The organism is Parageobacillus sp. G301, assembly GCF_030268025.1.
Classification (GTDB): domain Bacteria; phylum Bacillota; class Bacilli; order Bacillales; family Anoxybacillaceae; genus Parageobacillus_B; species Parageobacillus_B toebii.
The window spans coordinates 1-21,245 of record NZ_BSDB01000003.1; the positions used below are offsets into that span (position 1 = coordinate 1).

Below are 21,245 nucleotides of genomic sequence, written 5' to 3' on the forward strand. Positions count from 1 at the left end.
TCTCCACTTTATGATATAGTGTTATGTATAGGAGGGACAATAAATGGGCATTAAATATTCGAGCAAAATCAACAAAATTCGCACATTTGCCTTGAGCTTAATTTTTGTCGGCTTTATTGTTATGTATATAGGGATATTTTTCCGTACATCTCCTTTTGTTATGACACTGTTTATGATTTTAGGCCTTCTTTTCATCATCGCAAGCACCGTTGTTTATTTTTGGATTGGAACATTATCAACAAGGGCAGTGAAAGTCGTATGTCCATCTTGTGGCAAAGTGACAAAAATGCTTGGCAGGGTAGATTTATGTATGTTTTGCAATGAGCCGTTGACATTAGATCCAGAGTTGGAAGGAAAAGAATTTGACGAAAAATATAACCAAAAAAAGAGAAAAAGCTGATAGCAATCCCTCCCCGCTATCAGCTTTTTAATGTTGCTGACGAGTCTTTTCTTGACAGTCAGGACATGTCCCGTAAATTTCCATACGGTGATGATCTACTTTAAACCCTGTTACATGAGCGGCAAGCTCTTCTACCTCATCTAACGCTGGATAGTGAAAATCGACAATCTTGCCACATTGTTCGCAAATAACGTGGTAATGATTGGATGTAACAAAATCAAAGCGACTTGATGCATCACCATATGTTAATTCTTTCACTAATCCGATCTCTTTAAAAACGCGCAAATTGTTATAGACGGTTGCTACGCTCATGTTTGGAAATTTTCCTTCCAGCGCTTTATATATTTCATCTGCCGTCGGGTGTGACATCGAATTAATTAAATATTCCAATATCGCATGACGTTGCGGAGTGATGCGTATTCCCGTCTGCTTTAACGTATCAAGCGCTTCTTTTAACTGCTGATTATGAGACACCGTCATGCACCTCTCTTCCTAAAAAAATAAAAAGAATTATTATTTTATAATTTTTATAATTAGTCTACAAGTATTTTATGCTATTTGTCAATATTCGTATCATTAATATATGAACTTGCTACATTTTTTAGCAGAAAAAATGTGCGGAAGGTTGTTCCGCACCAATATCGCTCTTTCATTCATTTGAGGAGGTTACTATCCATCATACGCATTATCGGCTTTTTCGCATGGACTTTTACCTAGATATAAGGAAAATTACGTTAAATTTTCTAAAATATATTCTAACGCCTCTTCTACATGTCCTTTTACTTTGACTCCTCTCCATTCCTTTACCAATCTTCCGTCCCGATCAATCACAAACGTCGAGCGCTCGATTCCCATATATTCTTTCCCAAAATTTTTCTTTAATTTCCAAACACCATACATTTCCGCTACTTTATGTTCTTCATCGGAAAGCAATAAAAAAGGCAATTGATATTTCTCAATAAACTTTTTGTGGCGCTCTACAGAATCCGTACTTACTCCCAAAATAACTGTATTTGTCTCTGTAAACTTTTCATAATGATCGCGAAAATCACACGCTTCTGTCGTACATCCTGGCGTCATATCTTTCGGATAAAAATATAATACGACATGTTTCCCGCGAAAATCAGAAAGAGAAACTATTTCCCCGTTGCTTGCCGGCAACGTGAAATCCGGTGCTGGTTGTCCGACTTGTAGTGACATTGTTTTCCCTCCACTGTCTTGTTCTTTCGTTTTTAGGGTAGCGAAAGATACAATAAATTGCAACGATTACCGCTCATCCCAGTCAAACATTGTTCGGGCAACAAGCACAGCAGGCATAATATAACCCAATAAAGCTTCAATGATGGCAATCCATCTTCCAATCCCCTTTGGTGTAACATCTCCATATCCAACTGACAATAACGTCATCCCGCTTAAATAAAGGCTGTCTTGAAGTACAGAAAAGCATTCGTTGGCTGTTTCATTGGCAGATGGGTTGAATACGTTATGCCCATTAAGTTGAAGCACCATATATATAAGCGCGAAACCTAACATCATCGTGATGTACCATTGAATAAGAACAAATAAATTTTCTAAGGAAATACGACGGGTCGTTTTTATACTTGTCGTCCAAATAGACGCAATGCTTGCAAGCAACACCGTCGCTACAATTCCAACAAACACGTACTCCATCGCTCTCACCTCGTACTTGTCCATAACCATATATATGAAAACAGAAAGTCGATTATTCATAATGATGATGAAACACAAAAAAGATGAAGCAAGTAATATAAAATTAACTGCGGCCTTTTCCCGATGCATCAATCGGAAAAAGGCCGCAGAATATATCTTTTTTATCTATACACCGTGCTTAACTTAATAACAAACTATAATTATCTACATTCCTATGATCGAAAGAACGTATGTCCATACTCCCACAAACAATAGCAGGATCAAGCTATAATAAATCGTCATTTTAAACAAGTTAGATTCTTTGCCTGTCTCTCGCACTGCAGCAGTTGCTATTGCGATGGATTGCGGAGAAATGAGTTTTCCCATCACTCCCCCGCTAGTATTGGCGGCAAGCAATAACGAAGAGTTTGTCCCTATTTGCGTTCCTGTAACCACTTGTAAATGTCCAAATAAAGCATTGTTGCTCACGACAGATCCTGTTATAAACACACCAAGCCACCCTAATAACGGGGAAACGAACGGGAATGCACCTCCTGTCTTCGCTAATGCTAAACCAATCGCAGAGGATAAACCCGCATAGTTAGCCAAGTTGGCAAATCCCATGATAAAACAAATAGTTAATACAGGAATCCATAGTTCTTTACATGTTTCTTTTAAACTTTGTATTCCCTCAGCGAACGTAATGTTTTTGCTAAACATACTTGTGAACAGCACCGCTAATAAAATCGCTGTACCTGTTGCTGATACAAGATCCAGCTTGAATATTGCATCTAATGCCGTCTGTGCCGGTGCCACCGGAGGAGTTTTTACGACTTCCCCATGCAAAAATGGCACTTTAAACAAAAGCGTAGTTTTATGAAGCGCTCCACCTTCAGCAAACAGCGCTTTAAAACCCGGCAGACTCCAGATAATAACGATTAACGTTAAAATATAAAAAGGAGACCACGCACTGATGATTTCTTTCAAGCTGTATTTAGATTTTTCTACAGCTTCTTCATCCTGATTTACTCGATATATATGTGACGGCTGCCATTTTCTTAAGAAAATAGTTAATGCCCCCATACTGACAAGCGCCGCTAAAATGTTGGCCAATTCCGGACCGAGCACAATGATTGTCAATGTTTGCACAATGGTATAACTTCCGCTTACCACTAAAAGAGCAGGCAATGTTTCTTTAACGCCTTTCCATTTATCTAAAATAAACACTAATAAGAACGGAACGAAAAACGTGATCAATGGCAAAATCCAAGCAAGTGTACGAGATAACTCAAGCGATGTTAAATCTCCCATTTGCGCTCCGACGATAACTGGAATCCCAATGGCTCCAAACGCGCCAGATGCAGCATTGGCAATTAAACAAAGAGCGGCGGCTTTTAATGGGCGAAATCCTAGTTCCGAAAGTAAAGCAGCTGAAATGGCAATCGGAACGCCAAATCCCGCAGCTCCTTCTAAAAATGCGTTAAAACTAAAACCGATGAGCAACAGTTGAAGCCGCTGATCTTCAGAAATGTTTGCGATACTCCCGCGGATCATATCAAATTTCCCTGTTTTCACAGCGATTTTATATAGCCAGACGGCCATGATCACAATATAGCCAATCGGCCATAAACCGTTCGCAATTCCATAAGTGGAAGCGGCAATCGCCTTTGAAATCGGCATATGAAAAAAACAAACCGCTGTCACTAATCCAAAACAAAGGGTAAGAAAAGCGGCTTTTACTCCCTTCATCTTCAACACCGTTAAACATAATAAAAACAAAACAATTGGAAGCGCCGCAATCAATGCAGAAAGATATGTGTTATGAAAAGGATTGTAATGTTGTATCCACATGATGTCCACCTTATTGTTATTCTAAGTCAGTACTTATTACTTTACCTCATCAAAATAACGGGAAAGAATGTCTTTTAATACGGTTGCGCTATGATGAAATTGCTGTTGTTCTGTTTCATTTAACTTCAATTCCATTACTTCACGAATACCGTTTCGGTTGATAATAGCAGGCACGCCAATATAAACGTTTTGCTCATTATATTGACCGTCCAGATAAGCCGAAACAGTTAATATAGCATTTTCGTCGTGCAAAATGGCACGTGTAATGCGGACGAGCCCCATCGCAATACCGTAATACGTTGCACCTTTTTTCTCAATAATTTGATATGCTGCATCACGAACATTAACAAAAATATTTTCTAAATCCTCTTTTCTGTAGCGATCGTTTTGCGACAATATTTGCTCAACTGGAATACTTCCAATTTCCGCGTGACTCCAAACAGGCAGTTCTGTATCCCCATGCTCTCCGATAATATACGCGTGCACATTGGTTGGAGCCACTTGAAAATATTCACTTAGCAAAAAGCGGAATCTTGCCGTATCTAGAATCGTTCCCGAGCCGATCACCCGTTCTTTCGGTAACCCGCTAAATTTCCAAGTAGCATACGTTAAGATATCTACTGGGTTCGTTGCAACAAGAAAAATGCCATCAAACCCTGATCTCATCACAGAATCGACAATCGTTTTAAAGATATTCATGTTTTTGTCAACAAGATCGAGCCTTGTTTCCCCTGGCTTTTGGTTAGCACCTGCACAAATAACCACCAAATCGGCATCTCGGCAATCTTGATAATCTCCATGCCATATATTCATTGGCTTCGGCGCGAATACTTTTCCATGATTTAAGTCCATCACATCGCCCGCTGCCTTCTCTTTATTCACATCAATCAACACTAGCTCATCCGCTATTCCTTGATTCATAAGGGCAAATGCATAGCTGGCCCCAACGAATCCTGTTCCTATAAGCGCCACTCGATTCATGCATTGTCTTTTCATAGCTGTCTGTCATCCTTTCCCAAAAATTAGTTTGTGAAATTATTCACAAATATATTGTTCATTATTTCACAAACTTTATCAAGCATCAACTATAAAAGAAATTTGTCTTTTTTGTTAACATTTTGGCCGCACAACAGTATTTTTGTATCACTACATTCAGTTCCAGCAAGCAATCCAATAAACGAAAAAAATGGTCTGTATATACTCATTTTCATAAAAAAATAAGAGGGCAATCCCTTTAAGGAATTTTTACTTCCTTTCGGATTCTCCCTCTTTTTAATTCCCTGCACCTCGATATCGTTTTACCCCTGCGTTCCACAAAAACACGGCAATCGTAAAAAAGATGATTCCCATGACTGGAGTAAAAAACGCATATCCGTACCATTCTTTTTTGCCGAGAAAATAGGAAGCCGGATACACGCCAACGAACGCAAACGGCAGAATCCACGTTAAAATATAGCGGATGACGCGATGATAAATATCAATCGGATAGCGCCCGTAGTTGCTGATGTTGTACATCATCGGAATAATCGATGTACGAGCATCGGCCCAAAAACTAATGGTCGCCAATGACACAAATACTCCCGCGTAAATAAGCGCTCCACCTAGTACAAGCAACATAAACATAAAAATATCATACCAATGCAACGAAAGATGCAAGCGCGCACCTGCATACACCATAATGATCATGCCTGTCACTCCGCCAAGAAGCGACTCTAACTCCATGCGTTCGAGAATAATTTGAAATAAGCTGTGAACCGGGCGCGTCAACACACGGTCCATTTCTCCACGCACAATATAGCGCTCGTTAAAATCCCAAATGTTAAAAAACGCTCCGAACACCGCATATGGCACTAAGAAAAAGCCGTAAATAAACAAAATTTCCTCACGCGTCCAGCCGTGCAATAACGTCGTATGTCCAAACACAACAAGAAGAAAAACAAGATTGACCGCCTGCGACATCAAATCAGAAATGAACTCGACAAGCAAATCAGCGCGATATTGCAACTTTGTTTTCATGTATTGCGCCATATACTGAAAAAAGATCGATACGTAAAACACGACTCACCCTCCTTGAATGACAAGCTGTTTTTTCGCCGCTCGCCACAATAGCTGAATCGGGATGAGCAACAGCACGCACCATGCAAACTGAAACAAAAGGCCGTGGATGATTGCTTGCCCTTGAAAGCTTTCTGTCACAATCATGCTTGGAATATAGCTAATTCCTTGAAATGGAAAGTATTTCATTGCCGCTTGCGCCCAATCCGGATAAAAGCTGATTGGCAAAATAAGTCCGGAAAACAAGTCGATCACAAACCGCTTTGCACGCAATAACCCTTCATTGTTAAGGGTAAAAAACGTGACAATGCCCGCAAGCAAATTCAACTCCGAATTAATAATAAAACTAAACATAATCGACAATGTGAAAAACATCCATGTATGAACATCGGTTGGAAAACGGAGAGGCAAAAATAAAGCGACAAAAAAAATTCCCGGAAGCGAAAGAAACAACAAACGAAAGATTCCTTCCCCTAATCCTTGCATCGTTTTCATTCCAAGATAACTGTAAGGACGAATAAGCTCTGTCGCCACTCTTCCTTCTCTAATCTCCATGGCGATTTCACGGTCGATATTATTGAAATAAAACGCCCGCGCCATCCATGAAATGGCAACATACGTTGTCATTTGCTCCATCGACATGCCTTGCATCGCCGATTTGCCGCCATAAATCGCCGACCAAAGAAAATAGTACGCCGCGATGTTAATAGCATAAATGAGAATACCTGTGTAATAATTCGTCCGGTAAGCAAGCATCATTAAAAAGCGGATGCGAATCATTTCGATATATTTATCCATGCACAACACCTTCTTCATAGATGTTGCGGATAATTTCTTCCGTAGAAATTTCATTAATGTTCATATCTTGAATCGAATAGCGGGAAACAACGCGGCTAATGACTTCAGGCAGAAGCGATGGCGCTATATTTGCTGTCCAGACGTTTGCTTGCTCCCCTTTTTTCCATGTTACTTGCAAACCATCGGTCAATTCCTTTAAAGCATCTAACGTAATTTCGCTTGCGAACGTAAATTGAATTTGTTTCCCTTCTCCCCAATTCTCTTTTAGCTTTTGCAGTGAGCCATCGTAAATGATTTTTCCTTCATCCAACATAATGACGCGTTCGCATAACGCTTCGATGTCGGAAATATCATGGGTCGTTAATAAAATGGTTGTGTTGTATTTCTCATTAATTTCTTTTAAAAACTGACGGATTTTCAGTTTTACAAGCACATCCAAGCCAATCGTCGGTTCATCTAAAAATAAAAGCGGCGGGTTATGAATAAGCGCAGCGGCCAGCTCACAGCGCATCCGCTGTCCAAGCGACAGCTTGCGAACCGGCTTGTCCAACAGAGGACCGATATCGAGCGTTTCAATGACATGTTCCATATGTTCTTTGTAGTCTTGATCCGATACACGGTACACTTTTTTCAACAGTCGAAACGACTCTTGGACGGCGATATCCCACCAAAGTTGGGAGCGCTGCCCGAACACAACGCCGATGGTTCGAACGAACGCTTCCCTCTCTTTATGCGGATTCATGCCGTTGACGAGCACTTTACCGGATGTCGGCGTCAAAATTCCCGTCAGCATTTTAATCGTTGTCGATTTCCCCGCACCATTTTCCCCAATATAGCCGACCATTTCACCTTGCTTTACAGTAAACGAAATGTCGTTGACAGCGCGAATGATTTTATAATTTCGTGTAAATAAATCGCGAAACGCTCCGAATAAGCCAGAGCGACTTGAATACGATTTAAATTCTTTTCTTAAGTTTTCTACTTCAATGACGTTCATGTTACACTCCCTCCACATAGGCAATAGTTTATCTGAAGTCACATCCCGAAACAAATGGTATGCTTTATGTTAAAATAAAAATCGGCAATGAAATAATAGGAGGATTTGAACGATGCAATTTACGAAATCAGAACAGCTTTATCAAGAAGCATTGCAGCATATCGTCGGCGGCGTCAACAGCCCGTCCCGCTCATATAAAGCGGTCGGCGGCGGAGCGCCGGTCGTCATGGAACGCGCGCAAGGCGCTTATTTTTGGGACGTCGACGGCAATAAATATATCGACTATTTGGCGGCATACGGACCAATTATAGCTGGCCATGCCCATCCACACATTACAAAAGCGATTCAGCGCGCCGCAGAAACTGGCGTCCTTTACGGCACACCCACGCCGCATGAAATTACCTTTGCAAAAATGTTAAAAGAAGCGATTCCGTCTTTAGAAAAAGTGCGTTTTGTCAATTCAGGAACGGAAGCGGTCATGACCACGATTCGCGTGGCGCGCGCTTATACAGGCCGTGATAAAATTGTCAAATTTTCCGGCTGCTATCACGGACATTCCGATCTTGTCCTTGTCGCTGCCGGCTCCGGTCCATCAACGTTAGGAACTCCAGATTCCGCAGGCGTGCCAAAAAGCATCGCCCAAGAAGTAATCACTGTGCCGTACAATGATGTCGACTCATTTAAACAAGCGATGGACGTATGGGGAGACCAAGTTGCCGCTGTGCTTGTGGAACCAATCGTCGGAAACTTCGGGATCGTTACACCAAAACCAGGCTTTTTAGAGGCAATCAATGAAATTGCCCATCAAGCGGGAGCCCTCGTCATTTACGATGAAGTGATTACCGCATTCCGCTTTATGTACGGCGGGGCGCAAAATTTATTAGGGATCGAACCGGATTTAACCGCGCTTGGAAAAATTATTGGCGGCGGTCTGCCAATCGGTGCATATGGTGGCCGCCAAGACATTATGGAACAAGTCGCGCCGCTCGGTCCGGCATACCAAGCAGGAACGATGGCAGGAAACCCAGCGTCAATTCTTGCCGGTATCGCCTGTCTTGAAGTGCTCAAGCAAGACGGCGTGTACGAATATCTTGACAAGCTCGGCGCGATGCTGGAAGAAGGCATACTTCTTCACGCAAACAAATACGGCATTCCTATAACAATCAATCGTTTGAAAGGTGCATTCACCGTCTACTTCACAACAGAAAAAGTCGAAAACTATGAACAAGCCCAACGAAGCGATGGAGAAATGTTTGCGAAGTTCTTTAAGCTTATGTTAAAGCAAGGCATCAACCTCGCTCCTTCCAAATATGAAGCATGGTTTGTTACGCTTGCTCATACCGAAGAAGACGTGGAATATACGCTCAAAGCGGTGGAAAATGCATTTAAACAATTAAAAAATGAATAATTATGCAATAATCCCAGGAGGAATCCCCTCCTGGGATTATTGTTAAGTTGTTGAAAACGTTTGCAAAAAACATAAAATATGATGAATATAATTATCCAAGAAAATGAATAAATAATTGATTTGGATATGCAATCATGATATTATAGGTTATAAATTCTGAAAATTAAGATCAAAATTGCCGCTTATGTTTATTCAACACGGGAGGTGAATGGCGAAAAGCAGGAACGTTCCCGCTTTAGCGCCGCTTACGTTATGAGACAACGTTGGAACCCTAACCATTTTAAAAACTTTCATCAAGTAGAACATGATGCTTGCGGCATTGTCGCCGCTATCGAAAAACGACGTATTCCAACCCGAGAGAACATTATGACATGTATTGACGCGCTTGTCAAAATGAATTACCGCGCCGGATTTATTAATGGCGAGGGAGACGGCGTCGGCATTCATATGGATATTCCAAGAAAACTTTGGATGGAAAAACTCGCAAACGTCGGTCAAAATCCAGAAATAGCAAACGACGAAAGTTTTACCGTCGGCCATCTTTTCATCGATCGGTCTGCTGATGTAGACCATATAAAAACAAAGATCAAACAGTTATTCAAAAAAACAGGTTTTTCATTGATTTTTGAATCTGACCGTGTGACCTCCTCCAGTGCGTTAGGCCCAATCGCGCTTCGGCAAGAACCGGTATTTTGGCAAGTCGCCTTATTGCCAAGCGACAATGCGCAGCTTACAAAACGATTGTTTGATCTAATGATTGAAATCGAGAAAGATGAAAATGTTCATGTTGCCTCTTTAAGCAATTTTCACGTTGTGTATAAAGTGATGGGAGCCGGAGATATTTTGCCAAAATACTATCATGACTTAGCCCATCCGTTTATCGCATCGACCATGACATTAGGACATAACCGCTACTCGACCAATACGCTGTCTAACTTTTTCCGCGTTCAGCCGTTTAGCGTATTAGCTCATAACGGCGAAATTAACACAATTGCAAAGCTGCGTGACGAAGCAGTGATGATTGGTGTCCCATTGACAAATGACGGCAGTGACTCCCAAGATTTAAACCGGACGATGGAAACGCTTATCTGCCGTTATGATTATAGCTTATTTGAAGCGATGGATATATTGTTCCCGCCTATTGTGAATGAAATTAAAGCGTATCCAGAGCACCTCCAAGACTTGTATACGTACATCCGCGAATCATGGGGGCATTTCGCCCAAGGGCCGGCAGCAATTATCTCCCGCTACGGGGACGAAGCGGTCTTCAGCGTCGACGCGCTCGGATTACGCCCACTTTGGAAATTAGAAACGGAAAAACGATTTGTTTTTGCGTCAGAACCAGGAATCATTCCGGCAAGCGAATATACGGGAGAACCAAAGCCGCTCGCACCAGGGGAAAAAATCGGCTTAGCATGGTTCGGCGGCGACGTCATTCAAGTGTTGGAATACGAACAGTTTCAGGAAGAAGTATATGCCCGTTTTTCGAAACGGTTTGACATTACTAACCTCCGAAAACGTCTCGATGTTCCGAAACTGGAAAATCACGTATTTACTTTTGCCCCGACAAAAGTGCATAACGGTCAATATGCCGCGTTCGGCTGGGACAGAGAACATATTCAACTTTTAGAACAAATGGCGGAAAAAGGTGCGGAGCCGATTCGCTCGTTAGGTCATGACGCGCCGCTTGCGGCTATTAATCCGAATCGGAAAAATCTCGCAGATTTCATTAAAGAAAGCGTCGCCGTCGTCACCAATCCAGCCATTGACCGCGACCGTGAAATGGAACATTTTTCAACAAGAACTATCATTGGAAAACGGCCATCTCTCGTAGATAAAACAGAAACGTCATATGTTATCGAGCTAAGCTCGCCGATTCTCATCGAAGGAAAAATCGGAAACGACTGCGCGACAGAATTACATCATCCTTCGTACGACCAAATTGTTCATTCGTTCCGAGAAAAACAATTAGCGTACGTCCTGTCGGCGACGTTTACGGCGGAAGAAAACATTCCGCAGGCGCTAGAGCGTCTTTCTAACGAAGCATGTGAAGCGGTTCGTTCCGGCAAGACCTTGCTCGTCATTGATGATGCAGAAGCACATCAAAACGGAAACTTATGGATTGACCCGCTGCTCATCACATCGGCCATCGATCAATCGTTAACAAAACAAGACTTGCGCCGCGATTGTTCCATTTTGCTTCGTTCTGGCGCGATTCGCTCCCTTCATGATTTTGTCGTCGCCTATGGATTAGGAGCAAACGCAATCAGCCCTTATCTCATGTTTGCGACGGTTGCGTCGGAAGAGTCGATTGTACCTGTTGTCAACCTATTTAAAGCGCTCAATAAAGGATTAGAAAAAGTGATTTCAACGATTGGCATTCACGAATTGCGTGGATACAGCCGCCTCTTCTCATCGATTGGCCTGCATGATGAAATCGCCGATGTATTAAACATTGTCAACTTCTTTGGCTCTGGCTCGTTGCAATACGATTTCGAAGCGCTGAAACAAGACGCAATCTCCCGTGCCGAAGACTACGCCAACGAAAACGCCAAGCCGGGAAAAACGTTCCACCTCTTCCCTCGCATTTGGAAGGCGATTGGAGAGGTCGCCCAAACGGGATCGTATGATAACTATCGAGAAAAAATGAACGAGCTCGAAACCGAAACACCAACAACGATTCGTCATTTGTTAGATATAAAGAAAACGGAAAAACAAGTTCCTATCGAAAAAGTCGATATTAGCGTCGGCGAACATAGCCTGCCGTTCGTCATTGCTTCGATGTCGTTCGGTTCGCAAAACGAAGTGGCGTTCCGCGCTTATGCGGAAGCGGCAGACCGCTTGAACATGGTCAGCTTAAACGGCGAAGGCGGCGAAATTAAAGATATGCTCGGCAAATACCCGCGTACTCGCGGCCAGCAGATTGCATCCGGCCGTTTTGGAGTGAACGCGGAACTGTTAAACTCTTCGAATCTATTGGAAATTAAAATCGGCCAAGGAGCAAAACCAGGTGAAGGAGGCCACTTGCCGGGTTCAAAAGTAACGGCAAAAATCGCCGAAGCGCGTAACGCAACCATCGGTTCGGACTTAATTTCTCCATCGAATAACCATGATATTTATTCGATTGAAGACTTGGCACAAATGATCGCTGAATTAAAAACGGCAAACGACAAAGCAAAAGTCGCCGTCAAAGTGCCGGTCGTGCCAAACATCGGGACGATTGCGGTCGGCATCGCCAAAGCGGGAGCGGACATTATTACACTAAGCGGTTTCGATGGCGGAACCGGAGCGGCGCGCATCCATGCGCTGCAACATGTCGGCCTTCCGGTGGAAATCGGGGTAAAGGCCGCTCATAACGCCCTTCTTGAAGCCGGTTTGCGAAACAAAGTCGAAATTTGGGCGGACGGCGGCATTAAAAGCGCACTTGACGTTCTCAAAGTGATGTTGCTGGGGGCCAACCGCATCGGCTTTGGTACGCTATCGATGATTGCGATCGGCTGTACGACGTGCCGCGGCTGTCATTTAGATACGTGCCATGTCGGAATCGCCACTCAAATCGAATCGGTTGCGCAAGCAAAAGAACACGGATTGCGCCGTTTTGTTCCGCGGCAATTCGAGACGGCAGTGCAAGGATTAGTCAACTTATTCACCGCGTTTGGAAACGAATTAAAAGCATTAACAGCTTCTCTTGGATTTACTCGCCTGCAAGATATCGTCGGCCGCTCTGACTTATTAGAGCAAACAAGAGGACTAGAGCAAATGAATCTATCAAACTTGCTTGAAGTGCTTGAAGTGGAGCAAATGGCGCAAAAAGAAGCAGCTGCAAGCGCAGAGGAACCATCATTGCTCGTTGCTGCTGGGGCGGAATATCTCGATTACCATGTGGAAGATTTGCATCGTTCCCGTGAATTTACGACCGTCACGTCCGAACAGCGCGTTCTCGGCAGCCGTGTTTCTTGCCACCGCGTGCGCGGTCGTCTCGACGGATCGTACAAAAAATTGCCAGATGTCACATTGCGCTACAAAAACGGCTCGATTCCTGGAAATGGACTCGGCGCTTACAACACTCACGGCATCCATATCCATGTCGACGGCGGCGGACAGGACGGCGTTGGAAAAACCGCGTTTGGCGGCAGCATTTTCATTTTGAAAGCAAAGGGAAAAGACGGAAAATTTTATAACGGCTCCGTTGGCAAAGGCTTCGGATACGGGGCGCAAAAAGGTTTGCTCATCGCGCAAGGAAACGCGGACGCACGCGCTGGCATTCGTCTGTCTGGTGCGGATATGATCATCGGCGGCCAAGTGACAGCGCCGATTCCGGAAAAAGAACATGGAAATATCGGCACACGTGCGAACATTAAAGGATTTGCCTTCGAATATATGACAAATGGACGCGGCATTGTTCTTGGCGACCCAGGTCCATGGATTTGCGCCGGAATGACAGGTGGAGTCGTCTACTTGCGCCACCAACCGGAAATGGGGTTAACGAAGGCGGCATTGGAACGCCGCATCGCAAAAGGAGCGCAAGTACGCCTCGAGCCACTGAACGAACGTGGAAAATCGGATGTACAAGAATTGTTATCGAAATACATTGAACTATTAAAAGAACACGGTCAGCACGAAGAAGCGCAATCATTACAGCCGCTTCTTGAAAAACCAGAAAACCATTTCTTCCAAGTGATTCCGACAAAAGAACAAGCCGATCCTTCCGTTTCAACAGAATGATGAAAAGAGTATCCCGCAACTAGCGGGATACTCTTTTTTATTCTGACATACTCGGCAACTTTTTGAACAGGAATTTTGTTATTAACCGCCTCATAATATTTTACCTTTAATCCCCTAGACCGAAAATCGTCACATCTATTTTTTTACCGCCTGTGTTTATACATGCTAAACTGTATATGTAGCCTTTTATCTTTTCATTTGTTTTTTCGCATCTCTATTGCACGGAGACAATTTCTTTTAGAAAAAAATCTACCACAACATTGCTCTAGATTTTAAACACCCAGTTAGCAAGCATCATACGTTTCCCTTCGTCATTTAAAAAACATTTCTGTATATTTTCCACTTGATATCATACATAAAAGCGTGTATAGTACTAAATTGTTTATAAGAACTAAGGAGGAAAGGTTTGAACATACAATGAAGCTCGGTGCCCGCATTTTCAAAACGGGAATCGCCGTTACATTAGCGCTTTTTCTAGCATCCCTATTACACTTTCCCTCTCCTGTATTTGCGGGAATTTCGGCCGTGTTTGCGATGCAGCCGACGATTTACCGTTCCTATTTATCATTGATTGAACAAGTCCAAGCCAATATCATTGGCGCTGCATTTGCCATTATTGCTGTTCTTTTGTTCGGACGTGACCCGTTCATTATCGGCCTTACGCTCATGATCGTTATCGCTCTTTGTTTAAAAATGCGCCTCGAGTCAACGATATCGGTAGCATTAGTTACCGTTATCGCGATTATGGAATATACTGACAGAGAGTTTATCGAATTTGCCGTTATCCGGTTTTCCACCATTATGCTCGGGGTATTCGCTGCCTTTATCGTCAACTTAATTTTTCTTCCTCCAAAATATGAAAAAAGGCTATATGCACAAATTAATGAAAACACGGAAAATATTTTAAAATGGATTCGCATCCATATAAGGCATGCGTCCGAGCACCATATTTTAAAAGAAGACATTGAAAAAATGAAAGAAGATATGACAAAACTCGAGCATCTTTACTTAATGTATAAAGAAGAGCGCACGTACTCGCGAAAAAATCGTTTTCAAAAATCACGAAAACTTGTGCTATATCGGCAAATGATCGTAGTCGCAAACAGAGCGCTCGATACATTAAAAATCCTTCATCGTTTTGAAAACGAGTTGTACCACATGCCGCTTGAGTTGCAGCAAGCCATCCGCTCACAACTAGACAGTCTGCTTCATTACCATGAACAAATATTGCTAAAGTTTATTGGTAAAACAAAATGTCATCCTCGTACAGAAACAGCGATTGAAACCCATCAAGAAAGAACACGTTTAATTGAAGCATTTTACGCACATCACCAGCAAAAAAACGAATATTACCTCTTTTCATTAATAGGAGCGATTATCGATTATAGCGAACAATTAGAACATCTTGATAAATTGATTGACAGCTTCCAACATTATCATCATGATGCTGCCTTAGTAAAAAATTTAGCTAGTCACTAAAAAAGGCTATCTCCGCTAAAAGAGATAGCCTTCTTTTATTAGTTTTTCATGCGCGGATCCAACGCATCGCGCAATCCGTCGCCCATCAAGTTAAAACCAAGCACGGTTAACATAATCGCAAGCCCTGGAAAAATCATCGTCCATGGTGCTTGTGTCAAAAAGTCTTTCGAATCCGCTAACATTTTCCCCCATTCTGGATTCGGAGGCTGTGCCCCCAACCCGAGAAATCCGAGGGCGGCCGCTTCGATGATGGCCGTTGCAATCGCCAACGTGCCTTGCACGATAATCGGCGCCATACTGTTTGGCAAAATATGATGGAACAAAATGCGCATATCGCTCATCCCAATTGCTTTTGCCGCCATCACGTATTCTTCTTGTTTAATGCTTAATACACGCGAGCGAATCAATCGTCCGAAGTTCGGGATATTAATCACCGCAATCGCAATCAGCGCATTTTGCAAGGAGGGACCAAGCACCGCGACAATCCCAATGGCAAGCAAAATGCTTGGAAACGCAAGCATAATATCAAACAAGCGCGAAATAATTCCATCAATCCAGCGCCCGTAATATCCTGCAATAATGCCAAGCATCGAGCCGACAATAACGGAGCCGAGCACGGAGAAAAATCCGACCCATAGCGAGATTCTTGCCCCGTAAATGACACGTGAGAAAATATCTCTGCCAAAATCGTCTGTTCCAAATAAATGTTTGGATGAAGGCGGCTGCAGCCGCTCTGCTAAATTTTGTTCTTTAAAGTCATAAGGCGCAAGCAGTGGAGCAAAAATCGCCAGCAAGATAAAAAAGACAACAATTCCCAATCCGACAAGGGCCATTTTATTTTTCCGAAATCTGCGCCATCCTTCTTTCCACAGGGAAGCAGATTCTTCCTTTTCTTCCACAGCGTGAATCGGCGTTTGATTACGGGCTAGTTCCGCCATATCCGCTTTCCCCCTTTAATTAGTTATATTTAATGCGCGGATCAATCGCTGCATATAGAAGGTCTACAATTAAATTAATGAAAATAAAAATCGTTGCGATTACTAAAATCCCAGATTGAATAACCGGATAGTCACGGTATCCAATCGCATCGTAAATGTAGCGGCCGATGCCTGGCCAGCTGAAAATTGTTTCCGTTAAAATCGCGCCACCTAGCAATAAGCCTGTCTGTAAACCTATTACCGTCAATACAGGAATAATGGCATTTTTTAGCGAATGCTTGTACACGACCCAAAACATGCTTAATCCTTTTGCTCTTGCCGTACGAATATAATCAGATTTCATCACTTCGAGCATGCTTGAACGCGTAATCCGGGCAATGATCGCCATCGGAATCGTCGCCAGCGCCACGCTTGGCAAAATTAGGTGCTGCACGACTTGCATAAATTGCTCGATATTTCCTGCTAGGAGCGTATCAATTAAATATAAATGGGTAATCGGTTCAATTGGATTTCGTACTTCTTCGCGTCCCGACGTCGGCAGCCAATCTAATTGAATCGCAAACACCCATTGTTCCATCAGCCCAAGCCAGAAAATCGGCATGGAGACACCAATTAAAGCTAATACCATCGCGATGTAGTCAAACCACGAATTTTGAAACCAAGCACTAATGATTCCTGCATTCACCCCGATCACAACGGCGATGATCATTGCCGCTAATGAAAGTTCTAAGGTCGCCGCTAAATATGGCCAAATTTCTTCTGATATGGCCGCTCCTGTTCGAATGGATTCTCCTAAATCTCCTCTCAGCAATCCGCCTAAATATTTGATGTACTGAACATACCACGGCTGATCTAATCCGAGCTTATGGGTTAATGCGGCAACCGCTTCTTTCGTTGCCTTTTGCCCTAAAATGACTTGAGCAGGGTTGCCCGGAATCGCGCGAATCATGAAAAAAACGACAAGAGACATCCCTAATAATACAGGAATGACCATTAATATTCTTCTTACTGTATAAGAAAGCACTTCTGTCACTCCTTTCACTGATCATGAAAAAAGAGGGAAGGATGCACTCCTCCCCCTCCACACGTTGTTATTCGAATTCAACTTTTGTAAATTTATCCGAACCGGTCGGATGCGGGTTATAGCCTTTAATGTTTGCTTTCCCAGCAAGCAGTGGCGTCGAGTGGACGAGCGGAATCCATGGTGCATCCTCTTTGATAATTTCTTGCGCTTTTTTGTAAAGTTCATTCCGTTTATTTTCATCGCTGATCGTTTGCGCTTCGACTAGAATTTTATGAAGCTCGTCATTTGAGTAATACGTATAGTTGTTGCTGCCGATGCTGTCCTTGTCTAACAGTGCGTACAAGAAGTTGTCCGCGTCACCGTTATCTCCTGTCCAACCAAGCAAGAACGCATCTGCTTCTCCTTTTGCTGCTTTTTCTAAATACGTTGCCCATTCATACGTAACAATTTTCGCTTTTACACCAATTTTCGCAAAATTTTCTTGAAGTGCTTCTGCTATTTTTTTGCCATCCGGCATATATGGACGAGGCACTGGCATTGCCCATAATTCCATTTCAAAACCGTTCGGATAGCCTGCTTTTGCAAGTAATTCTTTCGCCTTGTTCAAATCAAACGGATAATCTTGAATTTCATCGTTATAACCAGGAATGCTCGGCGGCATCGGGTTTTTCGCCGGTTCCGCCTGGCCGGCGTAAAATGCGTCAATGATCGCTTTTTTGTCCACCGCATAGTTCAATGCTTGACGGACTAATTTGTTTTTCAATGGTCCTCTTGTCGTCGTCAATCCAACGTAACCAACGTTCATCGATGGACGTTTAAAAATTTGCAAATCTTTATTTCCTTCAATTTGTTTCAAATCGTTCGGATTCAAATCTTCCATTAAATCAATTTCGCCTTTTAATAGCGCATTTAGGCGAGCAGAGTTATCCGGAATCGAAACAAAGATTAATTGATTAAGCTTTGGATAGCCCTTTTCCCAATAATCTTTATTTTTTTCAAGGACAATTCGCTCATTTCGTTTCCATTCTTTAAAGGCAAATGGACCGGTTCCAACCGGATTTTCGCCAAATTTGTCTCCATATTTTTTAATCGCTGCCGGGCTTGCAATTGCAAACGGCGGCATTGCGATGTTTTTCAAAAACGGAGCCTGCGGACGTTTCAACACAAATTGAACCGTGTAATCGTCCAATGCTTTTACTTCTTTGATGACATGGCTTTCATCGTTTTTATAGCCGCCAAACATCGAGCCGTAATACGGGAATTTTTCGGCGTTGCCGTTCGCCCAACGCTCGAAGTTAAATACGACTGCCTCCGCGTTGAAATCCGTTCCATCATGGAACTTCACACCTTTGCGGAGCTCAAATGTGTACGTCAATCCATCATCGGAAATCGTCCATTTTGTCGCTAACGCCGGTTTTACCGTTGTATCACCATCATTATAATCTAGCAGTGTATCGAAAATGTTTTTCGTCACTTTTAACGATTCGCCATCGGTGACCGTAGCTGGATCGAGCGAGACGGAATCACCGCCGCGTCCATATACGAGCGTGTCTTGAGACGATGATTTGCCTTTTTCACCGCTGCTTGTCTTTTCTGATTTTCCACAGCCAACTAGTGCCATGGACAATACAAGCATCAATGCAAGCAATGTTATCCATGTTTTTTTCCTCACCATAAGTTCCCCCTTTAGATTTCATTTTTATCATTTCGTTGCTTGCCAATGGCTAATAAAGATGGCAAGCAACGTAATGGCCTTTTTCTACTTCTTTCATCTCCGGCCGCTTTTGCTTGCAAATGTCCATGCAAGCGCTGCAGCGCGTATGAAATGCACACCCTTGCGGCGGATTTGCAGGATTTGGCAAATCGCCTGATAACAGCTGGCTTTCCTTCTTATATTCGGGATCTGGAATCGGAACAGCGGAAAGCAGCGCTTTCGTATACGGATGTTTTGGCGATTCATATAATTGATCGCTATCAGCCAATTCGACTAGACGACCTAAATACATTACGCCGACGCGGTCGCTAATATGACGGACAACCCCTAAATCATGGGCAATAAAAATATAGGTAAGCCCAAATTCTTTTTGTAAGTCTTCTAGCAAATTCAACACTTGCGCTTGAATCGACACGTCAAGCGCCGATACTGGCTCATCGGCGATAATGAGCTTCGGGTTGGTCATTAACGCCCTTGCAATACCGATACGTTGCCGCTGTCCGCCGCTAAATTGATGAGGATACCGCTTCGCGTGATAACGCCCAAGCCCGACGATTTCGAGCATCTCTTGCACGCGTTTTTTTCTTTCTTCTTTCGATCCTATTCCATGGACTACGAGCGGCTCTTCCAATATTTTTTCAACTGTATGGCGCGGATTCAGTGATGCAAAAGGATCTTGGAAAATCATTTGCATGTCGCGCCGCATTTTCCGTAATTCCGATTTAGATAGCTTTGTGACTTCTTTTCCTTCGAATACAATCGAACCTTCTGTCGGCTCAATTAAGCGAAGAAGCATCCGGCCGGTCGTTGATTTGCCGCAGCCGCTTTCCCCGACGATGCCGAGCGTTTCTCCTTTGTAAACAGTAAATGTGACATCATCGACTGCTTTCACTTCACCGATTTTTTTGCCAAATACTCCTCCCGTAATCGGAAAATATTTTTTAAGACCTTTCACTTGCAACAGCGGTTCGCTCACGATTTTGTTCCTCCTCTCCGAGCGGCAAAAAACAGCGAACACGATGCCCTCGTTCCCCCGCTTCATATAATTCTGGATCTTCGCGGAAACAGCGGTCAAACGCATATTCGCACCTTGCGGCAAAACGGCATCCTTGCCGTACTGATCCCGGTTTTGGCACATTTCCTGGAATGGAATATAATCGCTCCTTTTTTGTCCGAATATCCGGCACCGATTGAATGAGACCAATCGTATAAGGATGTTTTGGATTTTTAAAAATCGTCCGCACATCGCCTTCTTCAACAATTTTTCCTGAATACATGACGATCACGCGTTCACATACCTCAGCGACTACCCCTAAATCGTGCGTAATCATCATAATCGATGTGCGAAAGTTTTTATTCAGTTCCTTCATTAACGCTAAAATTTGCGCCTGAATCGTCACATCAAGCGCCGTTGTCGGCTCATCAGCAATTAATAATGATGGATTGCATACCATCGCCATCGCAATCATCACACGCTGGCGCATCCCGCCAGAGAGCTGATGCGGATATTCATCGACAATCTGTTCTGCGCGCGGCAAGCCGACCAGCTTTAACATCTCGACGGCTCTTGCTTTCGCTTCTTTCTTGCTCATTTTCGTATGTATGCGAATCGCCTCAATTAGCTGGTCTCCAATCGTAAATAGCGGATTTAATGAGGTCATTGGTTCCTGGAAAATCATCGCGATTTCATTGCCGCGAATTTGTTTCATCCGCTTTTCCGTTGCATGAACGAGATTTTCACCTTTGAAGATAATGTCGCCATCAACGATGCGCCCGACTCCTTTTGGCAATAAGCCCATAATCGACAGCGAGGTGACGCTTTTTCCACATCCTGATTCTCCAACGACTCCTAAAATTTCCCCTTCGTTTATGTAAAAATCAACGCCATCAACGGCAGGAATTTCTCCTTCATCCGTAAAAAAAGATGTTTTCAATCCTTTTACTTCCAGCACTCGTGCATCTCCCATTATTTCACCTCCTTTTTAACTAAATTGATAGAATATTCATTTTTTTAATTTTAATCAAAATTATGCCACGAAAATTTCAATAAGACAATATAATATTTACAAAAAATTAAAATTATCTAAACAGACAAAATTAATAATAAAAAACAGTCTTACAGCATGTAAAACTGTTTTTTCCTTTCATTTACTAAATAATAATATTTTTCCTCCTAATAAACAAAGAACCTAATAAACAAAGAAAA

The 21,245-nt window shown here is 42.9% G+C and carries 17 protein-coding genes; 4 read left to right on the plus strand and 13 right to left on the minus strand.

The features are described from left to right. Positions 1-43: 43 nt before the first annotated feature. The gene (locus tag QSJ37_RS15905) at positions 44-400 is read left to right on the plus strand and encodes a YgzB family protein (RefSeq protein ID WP_285756172.1); all 357 of its coding nucleotides are present in this window, start codon (positions 44-46) and stop codon (positions 398-400) included. A gap of 27 nt (positions 401-427) precedes the next feature. Here QSJ37_RS15905 and perR read toward each other — a convergent pair whose 3' ends face one another. The 8 genes from perR to QSJ37_RS15945 form a co-directional block, all read right to left on the minus strand. Beyond that, the gene (gene perR / locus QSJ37_RS15910) at positions 428-880 is read right to left on the minus strand and encodes a peroxide-responsive transcriptional repressor PerR (protein WP_285756173.1); all 453 of its coding nucleotides are present in this window, start codon (positions 878-880) and stop codon (positions 428-430) included. Between the two features lie 249 nt (positions 881-1,129). Next, positions 1,130-1,600, minus strand: a complete 471-nt coding sequence (gene bcp / locus QSJ37_RS15915) for a thioredoxin-dependent thiol peroxidase (protein ID WP_285756174.1) — start codon at positions 1,598-1,600, stop codon at positions 1,130-1,132. A 66-nt stretch (positions 1,601-1,666) separates the two neighbouring features. Further along, on the minus strand, positions 1,667-2,071 hold the full coding sequence (locus QSJ37_RS15920) for a potassium channel family protein (RefSeq protein ID WP_285756176.1): 405 nt from the start codon (positions 2,069-2,071) through the stop codon (positions 1,667-1,669). 204 nt (positions 2,072-2,275) lie between these two features. Continuing rightward, entirely contained in the window at positions 2,276-3,901 is a 1,626-nt protein-coding gene (locus tag QSJ37_RS15925; protein WP_285756178.1) for an L-lactate permease, read from the minus strand. A gap of 36 nt (positions 3,902-3,937) precedes the next feature. Further along, entirely contained in the window at positions 3,938-4,897 is a 960-nt protein-coding gene (locus QSJ37_RS15930; protein WP_285756179.1) for an L-lactate dehydrogenase, read from the minus strand. Positions 4,898-5,173: 276 nt separating this feature from the next. Continuing rightward, positions 5,174-5,959, minus strand: coding sequence for an ABC transporter permease (locus QSJ37_RS15935; RefSeq protein WP_285756182.1), 786 nt, complete (start codon positions 5,957-5,959; stop codon positions 5,174-5,176). A 3-nt stretch (positions 5,960-5,962) separates the two neighbouring features. Then, entirely contained in the window at positions 5,963-6,754 is a 792-nt protein-coding gene (locus tag QSJ37_RS15940) for an ABC transporter permease (protein WP_285756183.1), read from the minus strand. After that, positions 6,747-7,751 carry an ABC transporter ATP-binding protein gene (locus tag QSJ37_RS15945; protein ID WP_062754803.1) on the minus strand — a complete coding sequence of 335 codons (1,005 nt, stop codon included), beginning with the start codon at positions 7,749-7,751 and terminating at the stop codon, positions 6,747-6,749. Before QSJ37_RS15945 ends, QSJ37_RS15940 begins: the two co-directional genes overlap by 8 nt. A gap of 112 nt (positions 7,752-7,863) precedes the next feature. Between QSJ37_RS15945 and QSJ37_RS15950 the strand changes: the two genes are divergently transcribed. From QSJ37_RS15950 to QSJ37_RS15960, 3 genes are all read left to right on the plus strand, one after another. Beyond that, positions 7,864-9,159 carry a glutamate-1-semialdehyde 2,1-aminomutase gene (locus QSJ37_RS15950; RefSeq protein WP_285756185.1) on the plus strand — a complete coding sequence of 432 codons (1,296 nt, stop codon included), beginning with the start codon at positions 7,864-7,866 and terminating at the stop codon, positions 9,157-9,159. Between the two features lie 252 nt (positions 9,160-9,411). Continuing rightward, the gene (locus QSJ37_RS15955; RefSeq protein WP_285756402.1) at positions 9,412-13,884 is read left to right on the plus strand and encodes a glutamate synthase-related protein; all 4,473 of its coding nucleotides are present in this window, start codon (positions 9,412-9,414) and stop codon (positions 13,882-13,884) included. A 417-nt stretch (positions 13,885-14,301) separates the two neighbouring features. Continuing rightward, positions 14,302-15,363, plus strand: coding sequence for an FUSC family protein (locus QSJ37_RS15960; RefSeq protein ID WP_285756186.1), 1,062 nt, complete (start codon positions 14,302-14,304; stop codon positions 15,361-15,363). Positions 15,364-15,401: 38 nt separating this feature from the next. Here the strand turns inward: QSJ37_RS15960 and nikC are convergent, their stop codons facing one another. The 5 genes from nikC to QSJ37_RS15985 all read right to left on the minus strand — a co-directional run bounded on the left by nikC (position 15,402) and on the right by QSJ37_RS15985 (position 21,006). Continuing rightward, a complete protein-coding gene (nikC, locus tag QSJ37_RS15965) occupies positions 15,402-16,301 on the minus strand; it encodes a nickel transporter permease (protein WP_012749204.1) in 900 nt (299 codons plus the stop codon). A 19-nt stretch (positions 16,302-16,320) separates the two neighbouring features. Next, complete coding sequence (locus QSJ37_RS15970; protein WP_285756188.1) at positions 16,321-17,325, minus strand: ABC transporter permease; 1,005 nt, start codon at positions 17,323-17,325, stop codon at positions 16,321-16,323. A 67-nt stretch (positions 17,326-17,392) separates the two neighbouring features. Then, a complete protein-coding gene (locus tag QSJ37_RS15975; RefSeq protein ID WP_483313618.1) occupies positions 17,393-19,000 on the minus strand; it encodes an ABC transporter substrate-binding protein in 1,608 nt (535 codons plus the stop codon). 49 nt (positions 19,001-19,049) lie between these two features. Beyond that, a complete protein-coding gene (locus QSJ37_RS15980) occupies positions 19,050-20,015 on the minus strand; it encodes an ABC transporter ATP-binding protein (protein WP_285756189.1) in 966 nt (321 codons plus the stop codon). After that, positions 19,981-21,006 (minus strand): ABC transporter ATP-binding protein, encoded by a 1,026-nt coding sequence (locus tag QSJ37_RS15985; RefSeq protein ID WP_285756190.1) that lies wholly within the window; start codon positions 21,004-21,006, stop codon positions 19,981-19,983. Before QSJ37_RS15985 ends, QSJ37_RS15980 begins: the two co-directional genes overlap by 35 nt. Positions 21,007-21,245 lie beyond the last annotated feature (239 nt).